Below are 21063 nucleotides of genomic sequence, written 5' to 3' on the forward strand. Positions count from 1 at the left end.
TCTTTCCACGTCAGTCCCCGGTCTTCAGGCTCACGGAACCGCGACCCGGCTCCCAAGGCTTCGCCGGGATAGCCGCGAACTCCACGCGCTTGAAGTACCTAACCATGCGATTGAACGGCAGGTCGGAGCCGTAACCGTCCGTCACGTTGCCGTCACCCGTGTGGCCCAACAGGCGCTGCAGGTACTTAGACGGAACACCCGCCGCTTCCAGCATGTCCTTCATGCAGTGGCGGAACGAATACAGCACCTTACGTTTATCGGCGATGCCAAGCGACCGTTTGTATCGCCCGAAGAACTTTGAGAACGCTCCCGACAGCTTTCCGTGGAAGTCCTTCTTCAGAGTTGGGAAGAACACCGTCGCCTTGTGGGCGCGCAACCACTCGACGTGACGCAGCAAGCCGAGGTCGATGAGCTCGTTAGCCACTGGCACGCGTCGGATGGAGACCGCGTTCTTGAGTGTACGGCGGTGGGACTCCGGAACGTCGTCGAACAGGTCGAGGTCGTCGTCGCTGGGACGGTCGACGACGTTCAGGTACCACCCCAGCTTCGGGTCGTCCACGAGGTCGCTCAGCGCCAGGCCCGCCAGTTCTTCGGGCCGAGCACCCGTGTAGTACATCAGCACCGGAGTCCAGTAGCTGGCCTCGCCCGATTGCCCCTTGGACCGCTTGTGCTGCGTGAAGATCTCGGAGCCGAAAATCGTTTGCAGGTCGATTGAGTCAAAAGGAAGCCGGCGCTTCTTGCGCTTCTTAGCGCCGCTTTCCTTGACGCCGAGAGTGCCGGCCGCCGGATTCACGCGCAGGACGTGCTTCCCGACCGCAATCTTATAGATGCCACGGATTTTGGTTACTCGCTCGTTGAGCGTGGGCACTCCGAGGCGAGGTCGCATGTCTTCCACGAAGGCCGTCATCAACTCGGGAGTCACAGCGCCTGGCATATCCACGCCCTGGGGTAGCAGCAAAGCGCCTCAGGTCGCGCCGGGCTATCTGCGAGGCGATGGTCGTTGGCTTCGGACGGTTCTCGACATAGTCGCGCCACGTCTCAAACACCTTATCCCAGGTGGGCAGGTCTGGGCTCTCCGCCGCGCGCTCCGGCGCGATGACCTTCAGCGGGTGGGGAGCCACCGGTACGACCTTGTCCGTGTCGACGATGTCGCCGCGCTGCCTGGTGAGCTGATAGTCGAGCGTTTCCACGACCGCGCGCAGGAAAGCGTAACTGGCCCGCTTGGCTTCATCCTCGTTGGGATTGAAATCGAGCCCGCAGAGAGAGAGGAAGCTACGCAGTGCAGGGAACATGCTCAGGCTGTTGCCCTGGGCGAGCATGCGCCCGAATTCGCCTCGTTGCGTGGCTAGCTGTTCGCCCAGCTCTTCGAACTCATCATCGTCAAGGCCCATCTGGCGTCGACGCTCGTCGTTCCGCAGCACTTGCTGCACCCAGTACTTGGCGACCGCGTGCAGTTGCTCGTCGTCGAGCTTGGAGATGCGCTCGGGAGCCAAAGAAGCTTCACTCAGCTCCAACTCCTGGCGCTTCTGTCGGAATTGGGCGTCGATACGCGCGTTTTCGGCCCGCGCCAGTTCCTTGGCCACGCGCCAGTCGGACGTACTTAGGCTTCGGGTGATGTGCTCTTGACGGGCGGGGTACGCGGCCCGGAGAGCGGCGGGGATGCGGCGACGCACATAAAAGGTGCGATGTTTGCCGCGGACGTAAACGCCTTCGGAAATTGCCTTCAAGGTCTGCTCCACAGAGGTTGTGTGACAGACCGTGTTGCACCGGCGGTTTAGCCTCTAAGCGATAAGGCCTTGAATCCCAAGGAAATCAAGGCCTTATGCGCAACAACAGGATTCGGTGGGGTGGCTGATGGGACTCGAACCCACGACAACCGGAATCACAATCCGGGACTCTACCAACTGAGCTACAGCCACCGCAGCAAAGAAGCGAGATTCTAGCACGAGTTGCCTGGGCCATTTCAAGTGTTGTTCCGGGCCACGCGAAGCGGGACGCCCAAGGCGCCATCGTTACAGTTTCGCGCCGCGGCTTGGTATCCTCCGGGGCAGGCTGCTCCGCGGGAGCGCCAGCCTGTCGCTCTTGCAAATCGCCCGGCAACAAACCAAAGAACCATGCGCGAACTGCATCAGATTCTGCAAACCTATTGGCCGCATATCGTTTTCACGGTCAGCCTGGTGGCCGGCGCCGGCGCGGCCGTGCATGCCGCCATGACCAAGAACGACGTACGGGCGGCCATCGGTTGGGTCGGCATCACCCTGTTTTCGCCGCTGTTCGGCGCCGCGGCCTACTTCGTGGCGGGCGTCAACCGCATACGCATCACCCGCGTCTCGCAGCAGCGCGACGACGCCATGGTGGCCTATGCCAGGGAGCCGTCGGCGGTGGAGCTGGACGTGGTGCCGCTGTCCGCGCCGCAATTCGCCTCGCTGAAAACCCTGGCCGACAAGGTCAGCCACTTCCAGCTGGTGGGCGGCAATTCGGTGCGGATGCTGGATGGCGGAGATGAAGCGTATCCGGCCATGATCCAGGCCATCCGCCAGGCCCGCTACACCGTGGCGCTGCAAAGCTATATCTTCGACAACGACCCCATCGGCCGCGAGTTCGCGCAGGCCTTGATCGAGGCCCAGGCACGCGGCGTACAGGTGCGCGTGCTGATAGACGCGGTGGGCGCGCGCTATTCGCGTCCGCCCATCATCCGGATGCTGAAGAAAGGCGGCGTGCCGACGGCGCGCTTCATGACCAATCCGCTGGGATTCCTGCGCATGCCGTACGCCAACCTGCGCAGCCACCGCAAGATATTGGTCGTCGATAGCCGTATCGGGTTTTCCGGCGGCATGAACATCCGCGCGGCTTTCGTCAGCGCCCTGGCTCGCCGGGAGACCAATCGCGATACGCATTTCCGCTTCGAAGGTCCGCTGGTGATCCAGCTGCTCTCGGTATTCGCGCATGATTGGGATTTCACGACGGGGGAATCGTTGGCGGGCAGCCTGTGGTTCAACTACGCGGCAAGTGCCGGCGTGGCGACGCCCGGCGCGGCGACGCCCGATGAAACGGCGCCCGGCGCCGCGGCCGTGCGTTGCGTGCCGTCGGGTCCCGACCGCTCCCTCGGCAGCACGCACAACATGCTGCTGGGCGCGCTCGCGGTGGCCCAGCGCCACGTCCGCATCCAATCGCCCTACTTCCTGCCGGACCAGACGCTGATCGGCGCGCTGGCCACGGCGGCGCGGCGCGGCGTGCGGGTGGATATCGTGATTCCGGGCAAGAACAACTTGCGCCTCGTGGACTACGCCATGACGGCGCAGCTGGACCAGGTCATCCGCTGCGGCTGCCGGGTATGGCGCACGACGGGGATGTTCGATCACTCCAAACTGATGACGGTGGATGACGCCTGGTCCTATGCCGGATCGTCCAATCTGGATCCGCGCAGCCTGCGGCTGAATTTCGAGCTGGATACGGAAATCTACGATCGCGCGGTTGCGCTGGAAATAGGCAAACGCATCGACGCGACGATTGCGACGTCCAGGCGGCAGACCTTGGAACTGCTGGAAACCACCCCCTTCCTGAAGCGGCTGCGCAACAAGGTGATCTGGCTGGCGACGCCGTATCTTTGACCGGCCACGCCGCGCCAGGCGAGGTCAACCCGGAATCAACTCTTGAGCCAGCCGGCCGCCTCCACCATGGCTCGCGCGACTTCCCCGATACGCTTCTGGCTCTTCATGGCATGTTCGCGCAGCATGCGATAGGCCTCTTCCTCCGACACGCCGCGCAGGTTCATCAACAGCCCCTTGGCCTTCTCGACGGACTGCCGTTCGGCCAGGCGCAGCTTTGCCTCGGTCAGCTCCTCGCGGCGCGCGCGATCCAGAGCGTAGCGTTCGATGGCAACGTCCAGCAGGGTGCGGATGCGGGACGCCGGCACCTCGCCCACCACATAGGCCGCGACGCCGGCCTGCAAGGCCGCGCGCATGGTCTGGCGATCATTGCTCTCGGTGAACATGACCACCGGCCGGTCGCTGTGGGCGCTGGCGACACAAACGCCTTCCAGCGTATCGCGGGACGGCGCGTCGGTGTCGATCAGCAATACATCGGGCGCATGGCGCGCGATCACGGCGGGCAAGTCGGCGCCCGGCAGGACTTCCGCCACGATCCGCACACCCCCCTGCTCCAGGGTATTGCGGAGTTCGGCCACGCGTCCTTCGCCATCCTTGATCAGCATCACCCTGAGCATGTTTCTATCCTCGCCTCCACCTTGTGCAACGCAAAATGCATGCCATTTTTTTCAGCGCCATGACGCCATCGCGATGACCCCGCCGGCATCGTCGGCCGCACGGACCCGGCGCGAGGGCCGGCGGGCGAACCGTCCGCCGCGCACCATGCGGAGCCCGCGCGCACCGCAATGGCGCAAGGCCTCGCCGCATCGCACCATTTCGCGGCATGCGCCGCGACCGGCCGAACGCGATCGGGTTCGCGGGCGCGCCCGTATAACAACGCCAAGTGCTTGAAAGCACGGGCGGAAATCGCGCCGACGGGGCGACGCGCGGAATTGGCATAGCTATTGCTTTGACCAAGGCGACGGCCAACGGCGGCCGTCATGTGCCGCAAGCGCGGCGACCGGAACAACGACGTTCCGCGTGCTCAGGATAAGTCCTGGGCGCGCGGAACGTTTTTTTTTGTCTTCGAAGGACATAGCGAATGAAGCTCAAGACCTATCCGCAGCATCCGACCTTCGCGGCGCCGCCGGCCAATATCCAGCGCCGCCGGCTCATGCGGTGGGCGACCCGCACCCTGGCGGGCGCGAGCATCCTGGGCATGGTGGACCCGCGCGTGCGGGCCGGCGCCTGGGCGGCTGGCACGGACGCGCCGGAAAAGACCGAAGTCAAGATCGGCTTCATTCCGCTGACCGATTGCTCGTCGGTCGTCATGGCATCGGTGCTGGGCCTCGATCAAAAGCACGGCGTGAAGTTCGTGCTGTCCAAGGAAGCCTCCTGGGCGGGCGTGCGCGACAAGCTTATCAATGGCGAGCTGGACGTCGCCCACGTCCTGTACGGCCTGGTGTACGGCGTGCACCTGGGCATAGGCGGACCCAAGAAAGATATGGCCGTGCTGATGGGGCTGAACCAGAACGGCCAGGCCATCACGCTGTCGCAGCAATTGAAGGATGCCGGCGTCACCGATGGCGCATCGCTGGCCCGCGTCATGGCGGAAAAGAAACGCGAATACACCTTCGCGCAAACCTTTCCCACCGGCACGCACGCGATGTGGCTGTATTACTGGCTGGCCGCCAACGGCATCAACCCCATGCGCGATGCCAAGGTCATCACCGTGCCGCCGCCGCAGATGGTCGCCAATATGCGCATCGGCAACATGGACGGCTTCTGCGTGGGCGAGCCCTGGAATGCGCGCGCCATCCTGGACAAGGTAGGCTTCACGGCCGTCACGACCCAGGAAATCTGGCAGGACCATCCGGAAAAAGTACTCGGCGGATCCGCCGAGTTCGTCTCCCGCTATCCCAACACCGCGCGCGCCGTGACGGCCGCCGTGCTGGAAGCCAGCAAGTGGATCGACGCCTCCCCCGAGAATCGCCGCAAGACCGCGGAAACGGTGGCCGCCAAATCGTATGTGAATACCGACGTGGCGGTGATCGTCGACCGCATGCTGGGGCGCTATGACAACGGCCTGGGCAAGACCTGGGACGACAAGCACGCGATGCGCTTCTATGGCGACGGCGCGGTGAACTTCCCCTACCTGAGCGATGGCATGTGGTTCCTGACGCAGCACAAGCGCTGGGGCCTGCTGAAGGACCACCCCGATTACCTGGCCGTGGCCAAACAGATCAACCGCGTCGACGTCTACAAGCAGGCCGCCGCGGCGGTCGGCGCCCCCCTGCCCGCGCAGGAGATGCGCAGCTCCACGCTGATCGACGGCGTGGCCTGGGACGGCAGCAATCCGGCCGCGTATGCGGACGGCTTCAAGGTCAAAGCCTGAGGACAACCGCCATGGACCGATCGCTACCTATTACCGGCCCCCGCCCCGCCTGGCCGTGGCGCGAGCACTTCGACAACATGCTGCGCGCCGTCGTCGGGCCGGTGGCCGGCTTCGCCATCTTCGTGCTGGTGTGGCAGACCATCGCCCTGCTGGCGCCGGCCATTCCGACGCCGGCCAAGACCTGGGACGCGGCGGTCGAGCTGTTCGCCCACCCTTTCTATGACAACGGTCCCAACGATCGCGGCATAGGCTGGAACGTGCTGGCGTCGCTGCTGCGCGTGGCGGGCGGCTTCGGGCTGGCGGCGCTGGTAGGCATCCCGCTGGGTTTCGCCATCGGCCGCTTCAAGGCGCTGAATGCCCTGGCGTCGCCCATCATCAGCCTGCTGCGGCCGGTGTCCCCGCTGGCCTGGCTGCCGCTGGGGCTGCTGCTGTTCAAGGCCGCCAATCCCGCGGCCATCTGGACCATTTTCATCTGCTCGATCTGGCCGATGATCCTGAACACCGCGGCCGGCGTGCAGCGCGTGCCGCAGGACTACCTGAACGTGGCGCGGGTGCTGGACCTGTCGGAATGGAAAGTCCTGACGCGCGTGCTGCTGCCGGCCGCCCTGCCGCACGTGCTGACCGGCGTGCGCCTGTCCATCGGCACGGCCTGGCTGGTCATCGTCGCGGCCGAGATGCTGACCGGCGGCACCGGCATCGGCTTCTGGCTGTGGGACGAATGGAACAACCTTAAGGTCGAGCACATCGTGATCGCGATCTTCGTGATCGGCATCGTCGGCCTGACGCTGGACGTGCTGCTGATGCAGCTGGCCAAGCGCTACACCTACGAGGAATAAGCCATGGAAAAGTTCGTACGGATCGAAAACGTCGGCCAGGTCTTCGACACGCGCAAAGGCCCGTTCATCGCCCTGCGCGACATCGAACTGACCGTCGCGCAAGGCGAGTTCATCACCTTGATCGGCCATTCCGGCTGCGGCAAGTCCACGCTGCTGAACCTGGTGGCGGGCCTGACCCGTCCCACCTCCGGCGTCCTGTTGTGCGCGGAAAAGGAGATCACCGGTCCCGGCCCGGACCGCGCCGTCGTGTTCCAGAACCATTCGCTATTGCCCTGGCTGAGCTGTTTCCAGAATGTCCACCTGGCGGTGGAAAGGGTCTTCGGCCGCCACGAAAGCAAGGCCAGGCTGGCCGAACGCGTGCACGCGGCGCTGGAGCTGGTGGGGCTGTCCCACGCCCAATCCAAACTGCCGCGCGAGATATCCGGCGGCATGAAGCAGCGCGTGGGCATCGCCCGCGCCCTGGCCATCGAACCCAAGGTGCTGCTGATGGACGAGCCCTTCGGCGCCCTGGACGCACTGACCCGCGCGCACCTGCAGGACGAGCTGCTGAAGATCGTCGCCAAGACGCGCACCACCACCATCATGGTGACGCACGACGTCGACGAGGCCGTGCTGCTATCCGATCGCGTGGTCATGCTGACCAACGGCCCCGCCGCCACCATCGGCCAGATCCAGGAAGTCGCGCTGCCGCGCCCGCGCGACCGCGTCGCCCTGGCGGAAGACGCCCGCTATCAGGCGTGCCGCGCGGCCGTGGTGGATTTCCTGCATCGCCGCTACGGGCATCCCGCGCAATCCCAGGCCCATGCCGAAGCCGCCGCGCCGGCAAGCACGCCGGCGGTCTTTGCCGCCCAGCCGGGGCTCGAACCCGTCCAGGCGCGCAACGCCGCCTGACACGGGATCAAGGCGGGAAACGGCACATGGAAAGGCAGAAACTGGTGGTGGTGGGCAACGGCATGGCCGGCACCCGCGCCTTGGAAGAATTGCTCGCGCTGAACCCCGGGCTGTACGACATCACGGTATTCGGCGCCGAGCCGCATCCCAACTACAACCGCATCATGCTGTCGCCCGTGCTGACCGGCGAACAAACCTTGCGCGATATCGTGCTGAACGATGAGCAATGGTATGCGGACCGCGGCATACGGCTGTTGCTGGGCCGCGCCGTCACGCGCATCGACCGGGCGCGCCGGCAGGTCCATGCCGCGGACGGCACGGTCGCGCCCTACGACAGGCTGCTGCTGGCCACGGGTTCCACGCCCGTCGTCCTGCCGGTGCCGGGCAAGGACCTGCGGGGCGTACTGACCTTCCGCGACATCCAGGACGTCAATCGCATGATCGAAGCGGCCGCCACGCACCGGCGCGCGGTCGTCATCGGCGGCGGGCTGCTGGGCCTGGAGGCCGCCAACGGGCTCGCCACGCGCGGCATGGAGGTGTCCGTCGTCCACCTGGGCACTACCCTGCTGGACCGCCAGCTGGACAGCCATGCGGCGGATCTGCTGCGCGGCAGCCTGGAAGCGCGCGGGCTCGAATTCCTGATGGCGCGCCAGACGGCGGAAATCCTCGGCGACGATGCCGGCCGCGTGCGCGCGCTGCGCTTCGCCGACGGCCAGGAGATCGCCACCGACCTCGTCATCATGGCGGTAGGCATCCGGCCGCATACGGCGCTGGCCGAACGCGCCGGGCTCTACGTCAATCGCGGCATCGTCGTCAGCGACACCATGCAGACCTACGACCCGCTGATCTACGCGGTCGGCGAGTGCGTCAGCCACCGCGGCATCGCCTACGGGCTGGTGGCGCCGCTGTTCGAGCAGGCCCGCGTCGCGGCCAACCATCTGGCCCTGCGCGGTACCGGCCGCTATGCGGGCAGCGTCACCTCGACGAAGCTCAAGGTGACCGGCATAGACGTTTTCTCCGCCGGCGACTTCATCGGCGGCGCGGGCACGCAAGCCATTACGCTGTCGGACATGGCGGAAGGGGTCTACAAAAAACTGGTCGTCAAGGACGACAAGCTGGTCGGCGCCTGCCTGTACGGCGATACCGCCGACGGCGGCTGGTACTTCCGCCTCATTCGGGAAGGCACGCCGCTGGGCGGGTTGCGCGACCGCCTGATGCATGGCGAAGCCGAGGCGACGGGGGCATCCTGAAGATGGACGTCCCTTACCGCCCCACGGCCATCGCCGCCCTGGAAACCCCGGACGGCGCGCGCACCGTTTCGTCGGTCTGCTGTTATTGCGGCACGGGCTGCGGGGTACGGGTCCAGGCCCTGGGCGACCGCGTGATCGCCGTCAGCGGCGACGACAGCCATCCGTCCAACCGCGGCCGGCTGTGCAGCAAGGGCATGCAGCTCGCGGACACGGTCCGTCGCGACGCGGCCCGGCTGCTGAAGGCGCAGTGGCGCGCCGGCAAAGCCGCGGCCAGGATGGACGTCCCGCTGGACCAGGCGCTGGATATCGCGGCGGAGCGGCTGGCCGCCATCATCCGCCGCGACGGGCCGGACGCGCTCGGCTTCTATCTGTCGGGCCAGTTGCTGACCGAGGACTACAGCGTCTTCAACAAGCTGGCGCGCGCCCTGGTGGGCACCAACAACGTCGACACGAATTCGCGGCTGTGCATGTCCAGCGCGGTGGCCGGCTACAAGCAGACGCTCGGGGCCGATGCGCCACCGGCCTGCTACGACGATCTGGAGCTGGCCGATACGGTGTTCATCGCCGGCGCCAACGTGGCATATGCGCATCCCGTCCTGTTTCGCCGCCTGGAAGCCGCCCGCCAGGCGCGCCCGCGCATGCGGGTGATCGTGGCCGATCCGCGCCGCACCGATACGGCCGCCATGGCCGATCTGCACCTGCCCATCCTGCCGGGCACGGATGTGGCGCTCTTCCACGCCATGCTGCGCGTCATGGTGGACGAATCCCTGGTCGACCGCGACTATATCGAACGGCATACCGAAGGCTTTGCCGTCCTGGAACGCCGTATCGCCGATTTCACGCCGCTGGCGGCGCAGGAGATCTGCGGCGTGCCGGCCGCCGATATCGTGCAGGCGGCGCGCTGGTTCGCCCGATCCCCCGCCACGCTATCGCTGTACACCATGGGCCTGAACCAGTCCAGCAGCGGCACGGCCAAGAATGCCGCCTTGATCCATCTGCATCTAGCGACGGGACAAATCGGCAAGCCCGGCGCCGGTCCCTTCTCGCTGACCGGCCAGCCCAACGCCATGGGCGGTCGCGAGGCCGGCGGCATGGCGACGCTGCTGCCCGGCCATCGCGATCCCGGCAATGCGGCGGACCGCGCGGAGGTCGCGGCCCTGTGGGGCGTGGACAGCCTGCCGGCGTCACCCGGCCTGCCTGCCCTGGAACTGTTCGACGCCGTACTGGACGGCCGCGTCAAGGCATTGTGGATCGTCGCCACCAACCCCGCGCAATCGATGCCGGACCAGGCCCGCGTGCGCGCGGCGCTGGAAAAAGCCGAATTCGTCATCGTGCAGGATGCCTATGCCGGCACCGAAACCCTGGCCTACGCCGATCTGGTGCTGCCCGCCGCGACCTGGCCGGAGAAGGACGGCACGGTGACCAATTCCGAACGGCGTATCAGCCGCGTGCGCGCAGCCATCGCGCCGCCCGGCGACGCCCGGCCCGATTGGCGGCTGGCCACCGACATCGCCGTACGGCTGGCCCGCCGTATCGCGCCGGACAAGGCGCGGCTATTTTCCTATGCCGGCGAAAGCGAGGTTTTCGCCGAACATGCGCGCACCACCGCGGGCCGCGACCTGGACTACAGCGCCTTGACGTACGCGGTCCTGGAGCATGACGGTCCGCAGCAATGGCCCTATCGGCCCGGTCCCAGCGGCGCCCATGAACAGCCCGCGGCACGGACCGATGCACGACTTTACGTCGACGGCCATTTCCCCACGCCCAGCGGCCGCGCGCGTTTCATCGATATCCCCTACCAGCCGGTCGCCGAAGCGGTATCCGCCGACTTCCCATTGCGCCTGACGACGGGACGCCTGCGCGATCACTGGCACACGATGGCGCGCACCGCGCTATCGCCGGCGCTGACCCGGCATGTCGAAGAGCCCTGGCTATCCATGCATCCCGCCGACATGGCCAGCGCCGGCCTCGCGGAAGGCGCGCTCGCGCGCGTCGCGTCCCGGCGCGGAGACGTGTACATCGCCGTGCGCGCCGACGACGGCCTGCGGCCCGGCCACGCCTTCCTGCCCATGCATTGGGGCAGCGCCTTCATCGCCGGCAACGGCATCAACGCCGTGACCAATCCCGCGCGCGACCCCGTCTCGCGGCAGCCCGAACTGAAGCATGCCGCGATCGCGGTGCGGCCCGCCAATCTCGCCTGGCAGGCCGCGGGGTGGATACGCGGCGATGCATCGGCGCTGCGCCAGGCCCTGGCGCCCTGGCTGCGTCGCTTTCCCTATGCCGCCATACTGCCCACGGCCCTGGGCGGCGGCGGCATCCGCATCGCACTGGCGGCGCCGCAAGCGCCGGACACAGGCACATTGGAAGCCCTGTGCCACGCGATGACGCTGCATCGGCCCCAGGCCTTCTATGACGACCCGCATCGCGGCGTCCTGCGGCGCGTCGCGCTGTCCGAAGACAGGCCCACGGCCTTCCTGCTGGCCGGCGACACACGCATTCTCGACACGCTATCGGCATGGGCTGACGGCGGCGCCGGCCCCGCCAGCGTGGCGCAGCTCCTGATGGGGCGCATGGCGCCGGTGCCACGGGCGCGCACGATCTGCGTCTGCCACGGCGTCACCGACCGCGCCATCTACGCCGGCATCGCCGCCGGCCTCGATGCCGACGGCCTGCGCCGTACCTTGCGCTGCGGGACCGGCTGCGGCTCCTGCGGTCCGGAGGTCGCGCGCATGGTGGTACAGGCGCACAGCCATCAAGGAGCCCGACAATGAACGACGCACACGGCGCGGCGCGCCTCGATGGCAAACCCAATGGCAAGGTGTGGCTGGTCGGCGCTGGTCCGGGCGATCCGGATCTGCTGACCGTAAAGGCCGCGCGCATCCTGCGGGAAGCCGAAGTCTGGCTGGTCGATGACCTGGTCGGACCCGGCATCCATGCGCTAGCCGCGCCCGGCGCGCGCATCGTCAAGGTAGGCAAGCGCGGCGGTTGCCGCTCGACGCCGCAGGATTTCATCCTGCGGCTGATGGCGCGCCATGCGCGCCAAGGCAGGATGGTGGCCCGCGTCAAAGGCGGCGATCCCTTTATTTTCGGCCGCGGCGGCGAGGAAATGCAGTGGCTGGCGGCGCGCGGCATCGCCGCCGAAGCGGTCGGCGGCCTCACCGCCGGCCTCGCGGTGGGCGCGGCACTGGGCTTGCCGCTGACCCATCGCGGCATGAGCCGCGGCGTCGCGCTGGTCACCGCGCACACCATGGACGACAGCCGCCCGGATTGGCGCGCGCTGGCCGCCAGCGGCCTGACGCTGGTGTGCTACATGGGCATGCGCGATGCCGGCACGCTGGCGCGCGAGCTGCGGGAAGCCGGTTTCGCGGCGGATATCCCGGTCGCCGTGGCGCACCGCGTGTCCTGCCCGGAGCAGCGCCACATCGTCACGCGGCTGGATCGCATGGCCGAAGACATCGCCGAAGCCGGCATGGCCAGCCCCGCCGTTATCGTTGTCGGCCATGCCGTCTCGCTGATAGACGCCTTGCCGCGCCACGCCGCCATGACCCTGGCGGCCTGAGATTTCAACGGCCGCGACACGCCGGGCCGCCAAAAACCCCTTTTTTAAGGGCTCCGAAGGCGCATAACCGTTGTTGTAGCGCCTCTACAAGGCTTTTTCGCGCGCAATACACGCCAAATCGTGTACATAACGGCTAGGCTTAACGTATCATCGCGTTCAGCCGTCGCCAGGCGTACGGCGGAAGCCTTGTGCTATTTCAACCCAACCATTCTTTCGACCATGGCCACTAAAGCTAAAGCTCCTGCAAAGAAAGCCTCCACGACTGCTGCCAAGAAAGCCCCGGCCAAAAAAGCCGTGGCCAAGAAGGCCGCTGTGACCAAGTCCGCTCCGGCCAAGAAGGCCGCCGCGCCCGTAACCGCTCTGAAGAGCGCGCTGAACAAAAGCCAACTGGTGGCCCACGTGGTCGAACAGAGCGGCGTCGAAGCCAAGTCGGTCAAGGCCGTGCTGGCCAGCCTGGAAGGCGCCGTCCTGGCTTCCGTGAACAAGAAGGGCTCCGGCGAATTCACGTTGCCCGGCCTGTTCAAGGTCAGCGTGCAAAAAGTCCCCGCCAAGCCCAAGCGCTTCGGCAAGGATCCCTTCTCCGGCGAAGAGCGCTGGTTCCCCGCCAAGCCCGCTTCGGTCAAGGTGAAGGTCCGCCCGCTGAAGAAGCTGAAGGACGCCGCGCAGTAATCCGCGCAAGTTCTGAAGTCGGCGGCCTCGGCCGCGGCAACTTCGGAAGCCAGCTTTAAAAGCATGCATTAAAGGCAGCGTGCTTTCGAAGCGGTGCGTCACACCGGAAAACCCGCCGCAAGGCGGGTTTTTCTATGGGCGACCGCCTGGCGCGGGCGGCCCCTTAATGAGCGGATTTTCTAAGCAAATAACCTGCGGTCAATAGCGGGGACAGGTACCACGCTTCCGGGCTACGATGGCGTTTTCCGGCCTATTCAAAGGGCCGCCGCACCCGCTTCCGGCGTGCGTACCGAGGCGCATAGACATGTACGTGTATGACCCCATAGACCAGCAACTGGTCGAAGAACGCGTGGCCCAGTTCCGCGACCAGACTCAACGCTTTCTGGCCGGCCAGCTTTCGGAAGACGACTTCCGGACGCTGCGCCTGCAGAACGGCCTTTATATACAGCGGCACGCGCCCATGCTGCGCGTCGCGATTCCCTATGGCATGCTGACGTCCCGCCAGCTGCGCATGCTGGGCCATATCGCCCGCACCTACGATCGCGGCTACGGGCATTTCAGCACGCGCCAGAACATGCAGTTCAACTGGCCCAAGCTGGAAGACGTGCCCGACATCCTGGCCCAGCTGGCCACGGTGCAGATGCACGCCATCCAGACCAGCGGCAATTGCATCCGCAACACCACCACCGACCATTTCGCCGGCGTCGCTCCCGATGAAGTGACCAACCCGCTGGTGTGGTGCGAGATCATCCGCCAATGGTCGATGCTGCACCCGGAATTCGCCTTCCTGCCCCGCAAATTCAAGATCGCCGTCAGCGGCGCGCACGAAGACCGCGCGGCCGTTGGCGTGCATGACATCGGCCTGCAGGCGCTGCAACAGGACGGCGTCGTGGGCTTCCGCGTCTGGGTTGGTGGCGGCATGGGCCGCACCCCCATCGTCGGCAAACTGATACGCCCCTTCGTCGCCTGGTATGACTTGCTGACCTATCTGCAGGCCGTCCTGCGGGTCTACAACCTGCATGGCCGCCGCGACAACAAGTACAAGGCGCGCATCAAGATCCTGGTCAAGGACCTGACGCCCGAAGTCTTCGCCCGGCAGGTGGAGGAGGAATGGACCTATCTGAAGGACGGTCCGAACAAGCTGACCCAGGCCGATCTGGACAAGATCGCCGACCGGTTCACCTGGCCGACCTACGACGCGGCCGCCGCGCGGGAACACGACCCCACCGATACGCTGGCCGCGGCGGATCCGGCCTTCGGCCGCTGGCTGCGCAAGAACGTGCGGCCGCACCGCGTCGCCGGCTATGCCGCGGTGACGCTGTCGCTCAAGCCCACCGGCACCCCGCCCGGCGACGTGACCGCCGATCAGATGGACGCCATCGCGGCGCTGGCCGACGATTACTCTTTCGGCGAGATGCGCGTTTCCCACGAACAGAACCTGATCCTGGCCGACGTGCGCCGCAGCCGCCTGTACGAGTTGTGGAACGCCCTGAAGCCGCTAAAACTGGCCACGCCCAACATCGGGCTGCTGACCAACATCATCGCCTGTCCGGGGGGCGACTTCTGCGCTCTGGCGAACGCCGTCTCCATTCCCGTGGCGGATGCCATCCAGCGCCGCTTCGATGACCTGGACTATTTGTTCGAAATCGGCGAACTGGACTTGAACATCTCGGGCTGCATCAATGCCTGCGGGCATCATCACGTGGGGCACATCGGCATCCTGGGCGTCGACAAGGCCGGCGAGGAGTGGTACCAGGTGACGATAGGCGGGCGGCAGAACGGCGCCGGCGACAATCTGCATGACGTCGATCCGCTGCGCGCCGGCGGCGCCGCCATCGGCCGCATCATCGGCCCGTCCTTCGCTCGCGACGAAGTACCCGGCGTGGTCGAAACCCTGATCCACACCTATCTGCGCCTGCGCGACAGCGAAGAAGAACGCTTCGTCGACGTGGTCGGCCGCGTGGGGATAGAACCTTTCAAGGCGGACGTGTACGGCGACGCCAAGAGCCAGAAAACCGGAGAGGCCGCCCATGCCTGACCAGACCTCCCCCGACAACCTGATCCGCTACGGCCGTCTGCAGGCGGATACCGCGCGCCGCTACGAGCCCGCCGAAACCGACGACGCCACGTCCACACCGCCGGACGAACCGGATTGGATCGTGCCGCTATCCACCTGGCTGAAGGCGCGCGACACGCTGCGTGCGCGGCGCCACCCCGTCGCCATCCTGCTCGAACCGGATGCGGAGCCAGCCGACCTGCTGGAAAACGGCGCCCGGACCCTGGATCCCGCCGGCATCGCCTATATCGCGGTCAACTTCCCCTTGTATACGGATGGCCGCGGCTATTCCATCGCGCAGATCCTGCGCACCCATCATGGCTGGCAGGGTGAGCTGCGGGCGGTGGGCGATGTGCTGATCGATACGATCCACTACCAGGCGCGGTGCGGTTTCGACAGTTTCGTGGTGAAGCCCGGGCATGATCCCGTCAAGGCCTTGCAAGCGCTGAAGACCTTCAGCCATCACTACCAGCACGGGTACGCGAAGCCGGCCGAGCCGGAGCTGGCCCAGAGCTGACCTTCGGGCCTGGCCGGGCATGGCTTGGGCCGGGAGGGATCGGGGCCGGGAAAGACCGGGGCCGGGCCGAACCGGACCCGCCCGGTGCGCGCGGGCTGTCGTACCTTGCTCCATCCACGCCTGCCCCACCGCGGACCACTATTTGCCGAAATTGGCGTCTATCCATTTATGTGCCCAGGCTTCCGTCTGCTCGCGGGCATCATCGGGCGTCAGATAGCTGCCCACCGGCGGAAATTGATAACGGCCAACTTCGGCATTGCCCGCCTTGCCTGAACCCGCGCCCTCGCGTGCCTGTTGCAGCACAAAAGCCGCCTCGTACTGCCCCGCCGCGTCCGGCACGATGGTCATTTCGATATCGAAGTTACGGTATTGCGCCATGGCGTGTCCTCTTCTACGTTCCTGGATCCCCGCGATCCGACGCTGTCGATTCGCGAGGGACGCGTATTCCTGCGATGTTCCCGGCCGCCCCGCGCGGGCCGTAGCGCGGGCCGTGTTGAGCAGTCTTGTGCACGCCTCGCTGGCGAACTGCCCCGGCCTCGCGAGCGCTATCGGGGAGTAACCTGCCCATTGCGCGGTACGTTCGGCGCGACGGGCGGCACATTGGGCGCGGCGCCGCGGAGCATCGCTTCCGGTTCGCGCTCCGGCGGCTTGAGCGGATCGAAATCCACCCACCGGCCTTCCTGCCAGCGTCCCTGCGCCCGTTCCACGTCCATCCCACCCGCATCCCGCAGCAGCTTGCACGCCTCGGCCTCGCGAGAGCCATCCGTATGCAGCGCCAGCAGCACCCCGGCATGCCGGTTTTCGGGGTGGTCCGCGGGTGCCCCCCGATTGCGCGCCACGCCGGGCTTGCGACGCCCCGACACCCACATCGCGCCCATCAGCGAACCGATATAGGCGCCCACCGCCGCCACGGCCAGCACGCCCAGCGGCGCGAGCTGGAACGCCCCGCCGATCAAGCCGCCCACGACCGCGCCGACCAGCGCCAGCCCCGCGCCGCCCAACAGCAGTCCATAGGAAGTCCCTTCCGTATCCGGATCCGCCTGCCGGTCGCCCCCGATGGGATATTTGGCGTGCGAACCCGCCATATTCACGTAAAAAATGTGCACGTCGTCTTCGGCGAAGCCCTGGGCGAACAATGCTCTTGCGGCGCCCTGGGCCTGCTCGAAGGTGGTGAACCGTGCGGCCACGATAAGTGCCATAACAGTCTCCCTGGATACCCGGTGGTGTACAGCCGTTTTCCCATCGGCATAACGATGGGCACGGCGCAAAGGTCGCAAGCGTCATGCCATCCGGCGGGCGGCGACGGCGACTCCCGCCGAGCCCATTGATGGGCCATAGACGGCCCAGGCCGGCGCCAGCTCATCATTAAAGCTATCGCGGCGCACGCTGCACGGGTGCACACCGCGTACGGCGCACTAGCCGTATCACCGGCACATAGTCCCGGCCTGGCACGTCACGGGCACCGTGTGCGGCGCCATCGTAAGCGGCCCCCTCCACATGCCCACTCGCGGAGCGCACATCGCGGGACCCGCGCGTAGCGATGTATGCTGGCACTCCGACGCGGTTGGGCGGAGCCCGAGGCTTGAAGGTGGCGCGGTGAAATGCCGCGGCGGGAATTTTGCGGCCGGCGGTGATTCTGTTTTGGGATCGATGCGTTCCAAAAAATATATTGGACCGGACACGCCGGGCCCCTCCAGAATCTCGGCCAGACCACCCCCCGCCCGACCCGGAATCCCAGCCGGACCGCGTCGATGCACGATGGCAGGCACAACGAACGGAGACCCGCATGGCACGTATACAACCGCTGCAACCCGGCCAGATGAACGCCGAACAACAGCGCATTCATGATCTGATCGCCAGTGGCCCTCGCGGCCGGGTGCGCGGCCCGCTGGCCGTATGGCTGCACCGCCCCTCGCTGGCCGAGCCCGCGCAGGCGCTGGGCCGCTACTGCCGCTACGAGACCAGCCTGCCGCCCCGCCTTTCCGAATGGGCGATCCTGATCCTGGCCAGGCACTGGCGCTCCGAATTCGAATGGTGGGCGCACAAGCAACTGGGCCTGAAGGCCGGTCTGGCCGAATCCATGATCGACGCGCTGCGCGACGACCAGCCCATCCCTTACGTCCATGACGACGAAATACTGGTCCACGAATTCCTGACCACGCTGCACGAGCAGCGCCACATCCCCGATGCGCTTTACGAAAAAGCCACCATGGTGCTGGGCGAGGCCGGCATCATCGATCTGGTGGGCATCGCGGGCTATTACTCGCTGGTATCCATGACTTTGAACGTCTTCGAGGTCATGCCACCGGAAGGCGAGCCCATCGAAATGGGCTTGCACAAGAACTCCACGACCAAATAACAGGATAGCCAGGGAGACTCGGCATGACGGGAAGACTGCAAGACAAAGTGGCGATCGTGGTCGGCGCGGGATGCGTCGGCCCCGGCTGGGGCAATGGCCGCGCCGTCGCCGTGCGATTCGCGCAGGAAGGCGCGCGCATTTTCGCGGTGGACAAGAACGCCGACGCCATGACGGAGACGCTGGAGCGCGTCCGCGCGGAAGGCGGCGAGGTCACCGCCTGGACCTGCGACGTCACCAAGGACGACGAAGTCGCCGCAATGGTGGAAGCGTGCCGCAAGCAGTACGGCCGCGTCGACATCCTGGTGAACAATGTCGGCGGGTCCGCCAAGGGCGGTCCCGTGACGCTGTCGGAGGAAGCCTGGGACGCGCAGATCGCTTTCAACCTGAAAAGCGTCTTCCTGACCTGCAAACACGTCCTGCCCATCATGGAAGCACAGGGCGGCGGCGCCATCGTCAACACCGCATCGACTTCCGGCATCCGCTGGACCGGCGCCGCGCAAGTGGGCTATGCGTCCGCCAAGGCCGGCGTCATCCAGTTCTCCAAGGTCGTCGCGGTCGAGTACGCCAAGAAGAATATCCGCGTGAACACCGTGATTCCCGGGCAGATGCACACGCCGATGGTGGAAGCGCGCCTGGCCAAGCAACGTGCCGGCGGCGACGTGGAAACGCTGCTGCAACAGCGCCAATCGCGGATCCCGCTGAACTTCATGGGCGACGGCCGCGACACCGCCAACGCCGCGCTATTCCTGGCTTCCGACGAAGCGCGCTTCGTGACCGGCGCGGAGATCGTGGTCGACGGCGGCATGAGCGTGCGCTGCGACTGAGCCTACCGGACGAAGAGCGACACGCCATGGCAGAACAAAGCACCGGGTCCAATACGCAGCCAGACCAGGCAACGCACGCCGCGCGGCATGTGGACGGCGACGATATCTGGGACACCCATTTTCATGTGTTCGGGCCTTGGGACCGGTATCCCCTGCCGCCCAACCCCTCCTACCGCCCGGATGAAGCGCCCTTCGACGCGACGCGCGCCTTGCACGCCCGCATGGGCGTGACGCGCGGCGTCATCGTCCACGGCGCGAATTACGGCGCCGATCACTCCGCGCTGCTGGGCGCCTTGACCGCCAGCCAGGGCGCCTACCGCGGCATCGCGGTTATCGACCCGGAAATTCCGGAGGCCACGCTGCGCATCATGCATGATGCCGGCGTGCGCGGCATCCGCTTCAACGTGCTGGCGCACCTGGGCGGCGGCGCGGCGCACATCGACGCCGGGCGCATGCGCGCGGCCATTGCGCGGGTAGCCGTCCTTGGCTGGCATGTGCTGGTCCATGCCGGCCCGGACGACACCATCGCCGTGCTGGAAGCCCTGGACGGCTGCGGCGTGCCCATGGTCGTGGACCATATGGCGCGCCTGCCCGCGGACGGCGGCCTGCGCACCAGGGCCGGCCAGGCGCTGCTGCGCTGGCTGGGTTCGACGGACGTATGGATCAAGGTTTCCGGCGCGGATCGCGTCACCCAGGGGCAGCCGGAGCAGGCCATCGAGCAGATGCGCGCGCTGATCGCGGCCGCGCCGGACCGTGTTCTCTGGGGCAGCGACTTCCCGCACGTGAACATCAAGTACGCGGCCCCGAACGATGTCGCCCTGCTGGACCTGGCTCGCCGCGCTTGTGGCGATGCCGCCACCGCCCGTGCGCTGCTGACGGACAACCCGGCCCGCCTGTATGCCTGACGCCGCGGCCGCGCCCGGCCGCGCACGCATGTAGCGCGAACCGCGGCAGCCGCGCGTACGATCAACCTCTTACGTGCGGGCCCGCCCCGCCGCCTGGAGCCTCATCATCATGTGGGAACCCACGCAACGCTATCCCGACCCCGCCGTGCGCAGCCTGACGCCGGCATTCCACGCGCTGCATCTGCCGCTGGCGGCGGTGGAGCGCATCGCCACCGGCAGCCGCTGGGCCGAAGGCCCGGTGTGGTTCGGCGACGGCCGCTACCTGCTGTGGAGCGACATCCCCAACGACCGCATCATGCGCTGGGACGAAGCCACCGGAGAAGTCGGCGTTTTCCGCGGACCGTCGAACAATGCGAACGGCAACACGCGTGACCGGCAGGGCCGGCTGATCACCTGCGAACACGGCGGCAGGCGCGTCACCCGTACCGAATATGACGGCAGGATCACCGTCCTGGCCGACTCGTACGAAGGCAAGCGGCTGAACTCGCCGAACGATGTGGTGGTGAAGTCCGACGGATCGATCTGGTTCACCGACCCGCCTTTCGGCATCGTGGGCTACTACCAGGGCGAAAAGGCCGAACAGGAGCTGCCCGCCAATGTCTACCGGCTGGACCCGGATTCCGGGCGGCTGGAAGTCGTGGCCGATGACGTGAACGGTCCCAACGGCCTGGCGTTTTCCCCCGATGAATCCCGACTGTACGTCATCGAGTCGCGCGCGCGGCCGCGCACGATCCGCGTCTTCGACGTCGCATCCGGCGCCCCCGGCGCCGGACAGGCCTGGCTGAAGAACAGCCGCATCCTGGTGGACGCCGGGCCCGGCACGCCGGACGGCTTCCGGGTGGATATCCATGGCAACCTGTGGTGCGGCTGGGGCATGGGCACGCCGGAACTGGATGGCGTACGCGTATTCTCGCCGGAAGGCGAGGCCATCGGGCACATCGAACTGCCGGAGCGCTGCGCCAATCTGTGCTTCGGCGGCAAGCACCGCAACCGCCTGTTCATGGCGTCCTGCACGTCGATCTATTCCTTGTACGTCAACACGCAGGGCGCCCCCGGCGGCTGAAGACGCGCGGTGCCACCCGCACGCGCGGCGTCCCGGCCAGCAGCGGCACAGGGCCGGCGGGAGTCGCGGCGAACGGCGTTATACTCGGTAAGTTATCGATAGATCAACTGTAAGGTCGTCGATCGGGCGGCCGGCCACGCACAAGGAAACGC

General features: G+C 66.7%; 18 protein-coding genes, 1 tRNA gene and 1 pseudogene. 14 read left to right on the top strand and 6 right to left on the bottom strand.

What is annotated here, in order from left to right; all coding sequences use genetic code 11:
- Positions 1–10: 10 nt before the first annotated feature.
- From ACNA0R_RS10795 to ACNA0R_RS10805, 3 genes are all read right to left on the bottom strand, one after another.
- Positions 11–868, bottom strand: a complete 858-nt coding sequence (locus tag ACNA0R_RS10795) for a site-specific integrase (protein ID WP_415825986.1) — start codon at positions 866–868, stop codon at positions 11–13.
- Positions 822–1727, bottom strand: coding sequence for a DUF6538 domain-containing protein (locus ACNA0R_RS10800; RefSeq protein WP_415825987.1), 906 nt, complete (start codon positions 1725–1727; stop codon positions 822–824). Before ACNA0R_RS10800 ends, ACNA0R_RS10795 begins: the two co-directional genes overlap by 47 nt.
- 116 nt (positions 1728–1843) lie before the next feature.
- Positions 1844–1919 (bottom strand) — tRNA-His (locus ACNA0R_RS10805).
- Positions 1920–2114: 195 nt separating this feature from the next.
- Between ACNA0R_RS10805 and ACNA0R_RS10810 the strand changes: the two genes are divergently transcribed.
- Complete coding sequence (locus tag ACNA0R_RS10810) at positions 2115–3611, top strand: phospholipase D-like domain-containing protein (RefSeq protein WP_415825988.1); 1497 nt, start codon at positions 2115–2117, stop codon at positions 3609–3611.
- Between the two features lie 35 nt (positions 3612–3646).
- Here ACNA0R_RS10810 and ACNA0R_RS10815 read toward each other — a convergent pair whose 3' ends face one another.
- Positions 3647–4225, bottom strand: coding sequence for an ANTAR domain-containing response regulator (locus ACNA0R_RS10815; RefSeq protein WP_415825989.1), 579 nt, complete (start codon positions 4223–4225; stop codon positions 3647–3649).
- A 464-nt stretch (positions 4226–4689) separates the two neighbouring features.
- On the opposite strand from ACNA0R_RS10815, the gene ACNA0R_RS10820 reads away from it, so the two are divergent.
- The 9 genes and pseudogenes from ACNA0R_RS10820 to ACNA0R_RS10860 all read left to right on the top strand — a co-directional run bounded on the left by ACNA0R_RS10820 (position 4690) and on the right by ACNA0R_RS10860 (position 15760).
- Positions 4690–5982, top strand: a complete 1293-nt coding sequence (locus ACNA0R_RS10820; RefSeq protein WP_415825990.1) for a CmpA/NrtA family ABC transporter substrate-binding protein — start codon at positions 4690–4692, stop codon at positions 5980–5982.
- An 11-nt stretch (positions 5983–5993) separates the two neighbouring features.
- Entirely contained in the window at positions 5994–6818 is an 825-nt protein-coding gene (gene ntrB, locus ACNA0R_RS10825; RefSeq protein ID WP_415825991.1) for a nitrate ABC transporter permease, read from the top strand.
- Between the two features lie 3 nt (positions 6819–6821).
- Entirely contained in the window at positions 6822–7709 is an 888-nt protein-coding gene (locus tag ACNA0R_RS10830) for an ABC transporter ATP-binding protein (protein WP_415825992.1), read from the top strand.
- 26 nt (positions 7710–7735) lie between these two features.
- Positions 7736–8935: pseudogene (locus tag ACNA0R_RS10835) on the top strand (NAD(P)/FAD-dependent oxidoreductase); the annotation flags it as partial.
- A gap of 26 nt (positions 8936–8961) precedes the next feature.
- A complete protein-coding gene (locus tag ACNA0R_RS10840) occupies positions 8962–11730 on the top strand; it encodes a nitrate reductase (RefSeq protein ID WP_415825993.1) in 2769 nt (922 codons plus the stop codon).
- Positions 11727–12518 (top strand): uroporphyrinogen-III C-methyltransferase, encoded by a 792-nt coding sequence (gene cobA, locus ACNA0R_RS10845; protein ID WP_415825994.1) that lies wholly within the window; start codon positions 11727–11729, stop codon positions 12516–12518. Before ACNA0R_RS10840 ends, cobA begins: the two co-directional genes overlap by 4 nt.
- Positions 12519–12737: 219 nt before the next feature.
- Positions 12738–13187, top strand: a complete 450-nt coding sequence (locus ACNA0R_RS10850) for an HU family DNA-binding protein (RefSeq protein WP_415826071.1) — start codon at positions 12738–12740, stop codon at positions 13185–13187.
- Between the two features lie 304 nt (positions 13188–13491).
- A complete protein-coding gene (locus ACNA0R_RS10855) occupies positions 13492–15225 on the top strand; it encodes a nitrite/sulfite reductase (protein ID WP_415825995.1) in 1734 nt (577 codons plus the stop codon).
- Positions 15218–15760 (top strand): DUF934 domain-containing protein, encoded by a 543-nt coding sequence (locus ACNA0R_RS10860; RefSeq protein ID WP_415825996.1) that lies wholly within the window; start codon positions 15218–15220, stop codon positions 15758–15760. The genes ACNA0R_RS10855 and ACNA0R_RS10860 overlap by 8 nt, the downstream gene beginning before the upstream one ends.
- 138 nt (positions 15761–15898) lie before the next feature.
- On the opposite strand, the gene ACNA0R_RS10865 is transcribed toward ACNA0R_RS10860, so the two are convergent.
- Both ACNA0R_RS10865 and ACNA0R_RS10870 read right to left on the bottom strand, forming a co-directional pair.
- Positions 15899–16138, bottom strand: coding sequence for a hypothetical protein (locus ACNA0R_RS10865; RefSeq protein WP_415825997.1), 240 nt, complete (start codon positions 16136–16138; stop codon positions 15899–15901).
- Between the two features lie 167 nt (positions 16139–16305).
- Entirely contained in the window at positions 16306–16959 is a 654-nt protein-coding gene (locus ACNA0R_RS10870; protein ID WP_415825998.1) for a hypothetical protein, read from the bottom strand.
- Between the two features lie 587 nt (positions 16960–17546).
- Here ACNA0R_RS10870 and ACNA0R_RS10875 point away from each other — a divergent pair.
- From ACNA0R_RS10875 to ACNA0R_RS10890, 4 genes are all read left to right on the top strand, one after another.
- Positions 17547–18119, top strand: coding sequence for a carboxymuconolactone decarboxylase family protein (locus ACNA0R_RS10875; protein WP_415825999.1), 573 nt, complete (start codon positions 17547–17549; stop codon positions 18117–18119).
- A 23-nt stretch (positions 18120–18142) separates the two neighbouring features.
- Positions 18143–18943 (top strand): SDR family NAD(P)-dependent oxidoreductase, encoded by an 801-nt coding sequence (locus ACNA0R_RS10880; protein WP_415826000.1) that lies wholly within the window; start codon positions 18143–18145, stop codon positions 18941–18943.
- Positions 18944–18969: 26 nt separating this feature from the next.
- Positions 18970–19848 (top strand): amidohydrolase family protein, encoded by an 879-nt coding sequence (locus ACNA0R_RS10885; RefSeq protein ID WP_415826001.1) that lies wholly within the window; start codon positions 18970–18972, stop codon positions 19846–19848.
- Between the two features lie 109 nt (positions 19849–19957).
- A complete protein-coding gene (locus ACNA0R_RS10890) occupies positions 19958–20911 on the top strand; it encodes an SMP-30/gluconolactonase/LRE family protein (RefSeq protein WP_415826002.1) in 954 nt (317 codons plus the stop codon).
- Positions 20912–21063 lie beyond the last annotated feature (152 nt).

This window comes from Bordetella sputigena (assembly GCF_965137885.1).
GTDB lineage: Bacteria > Pseudomonadota > Gammaproteobacteria > Burkholderiales > Burkholderiaceae_B > Bordetella_C > Bordetella_C sputigena.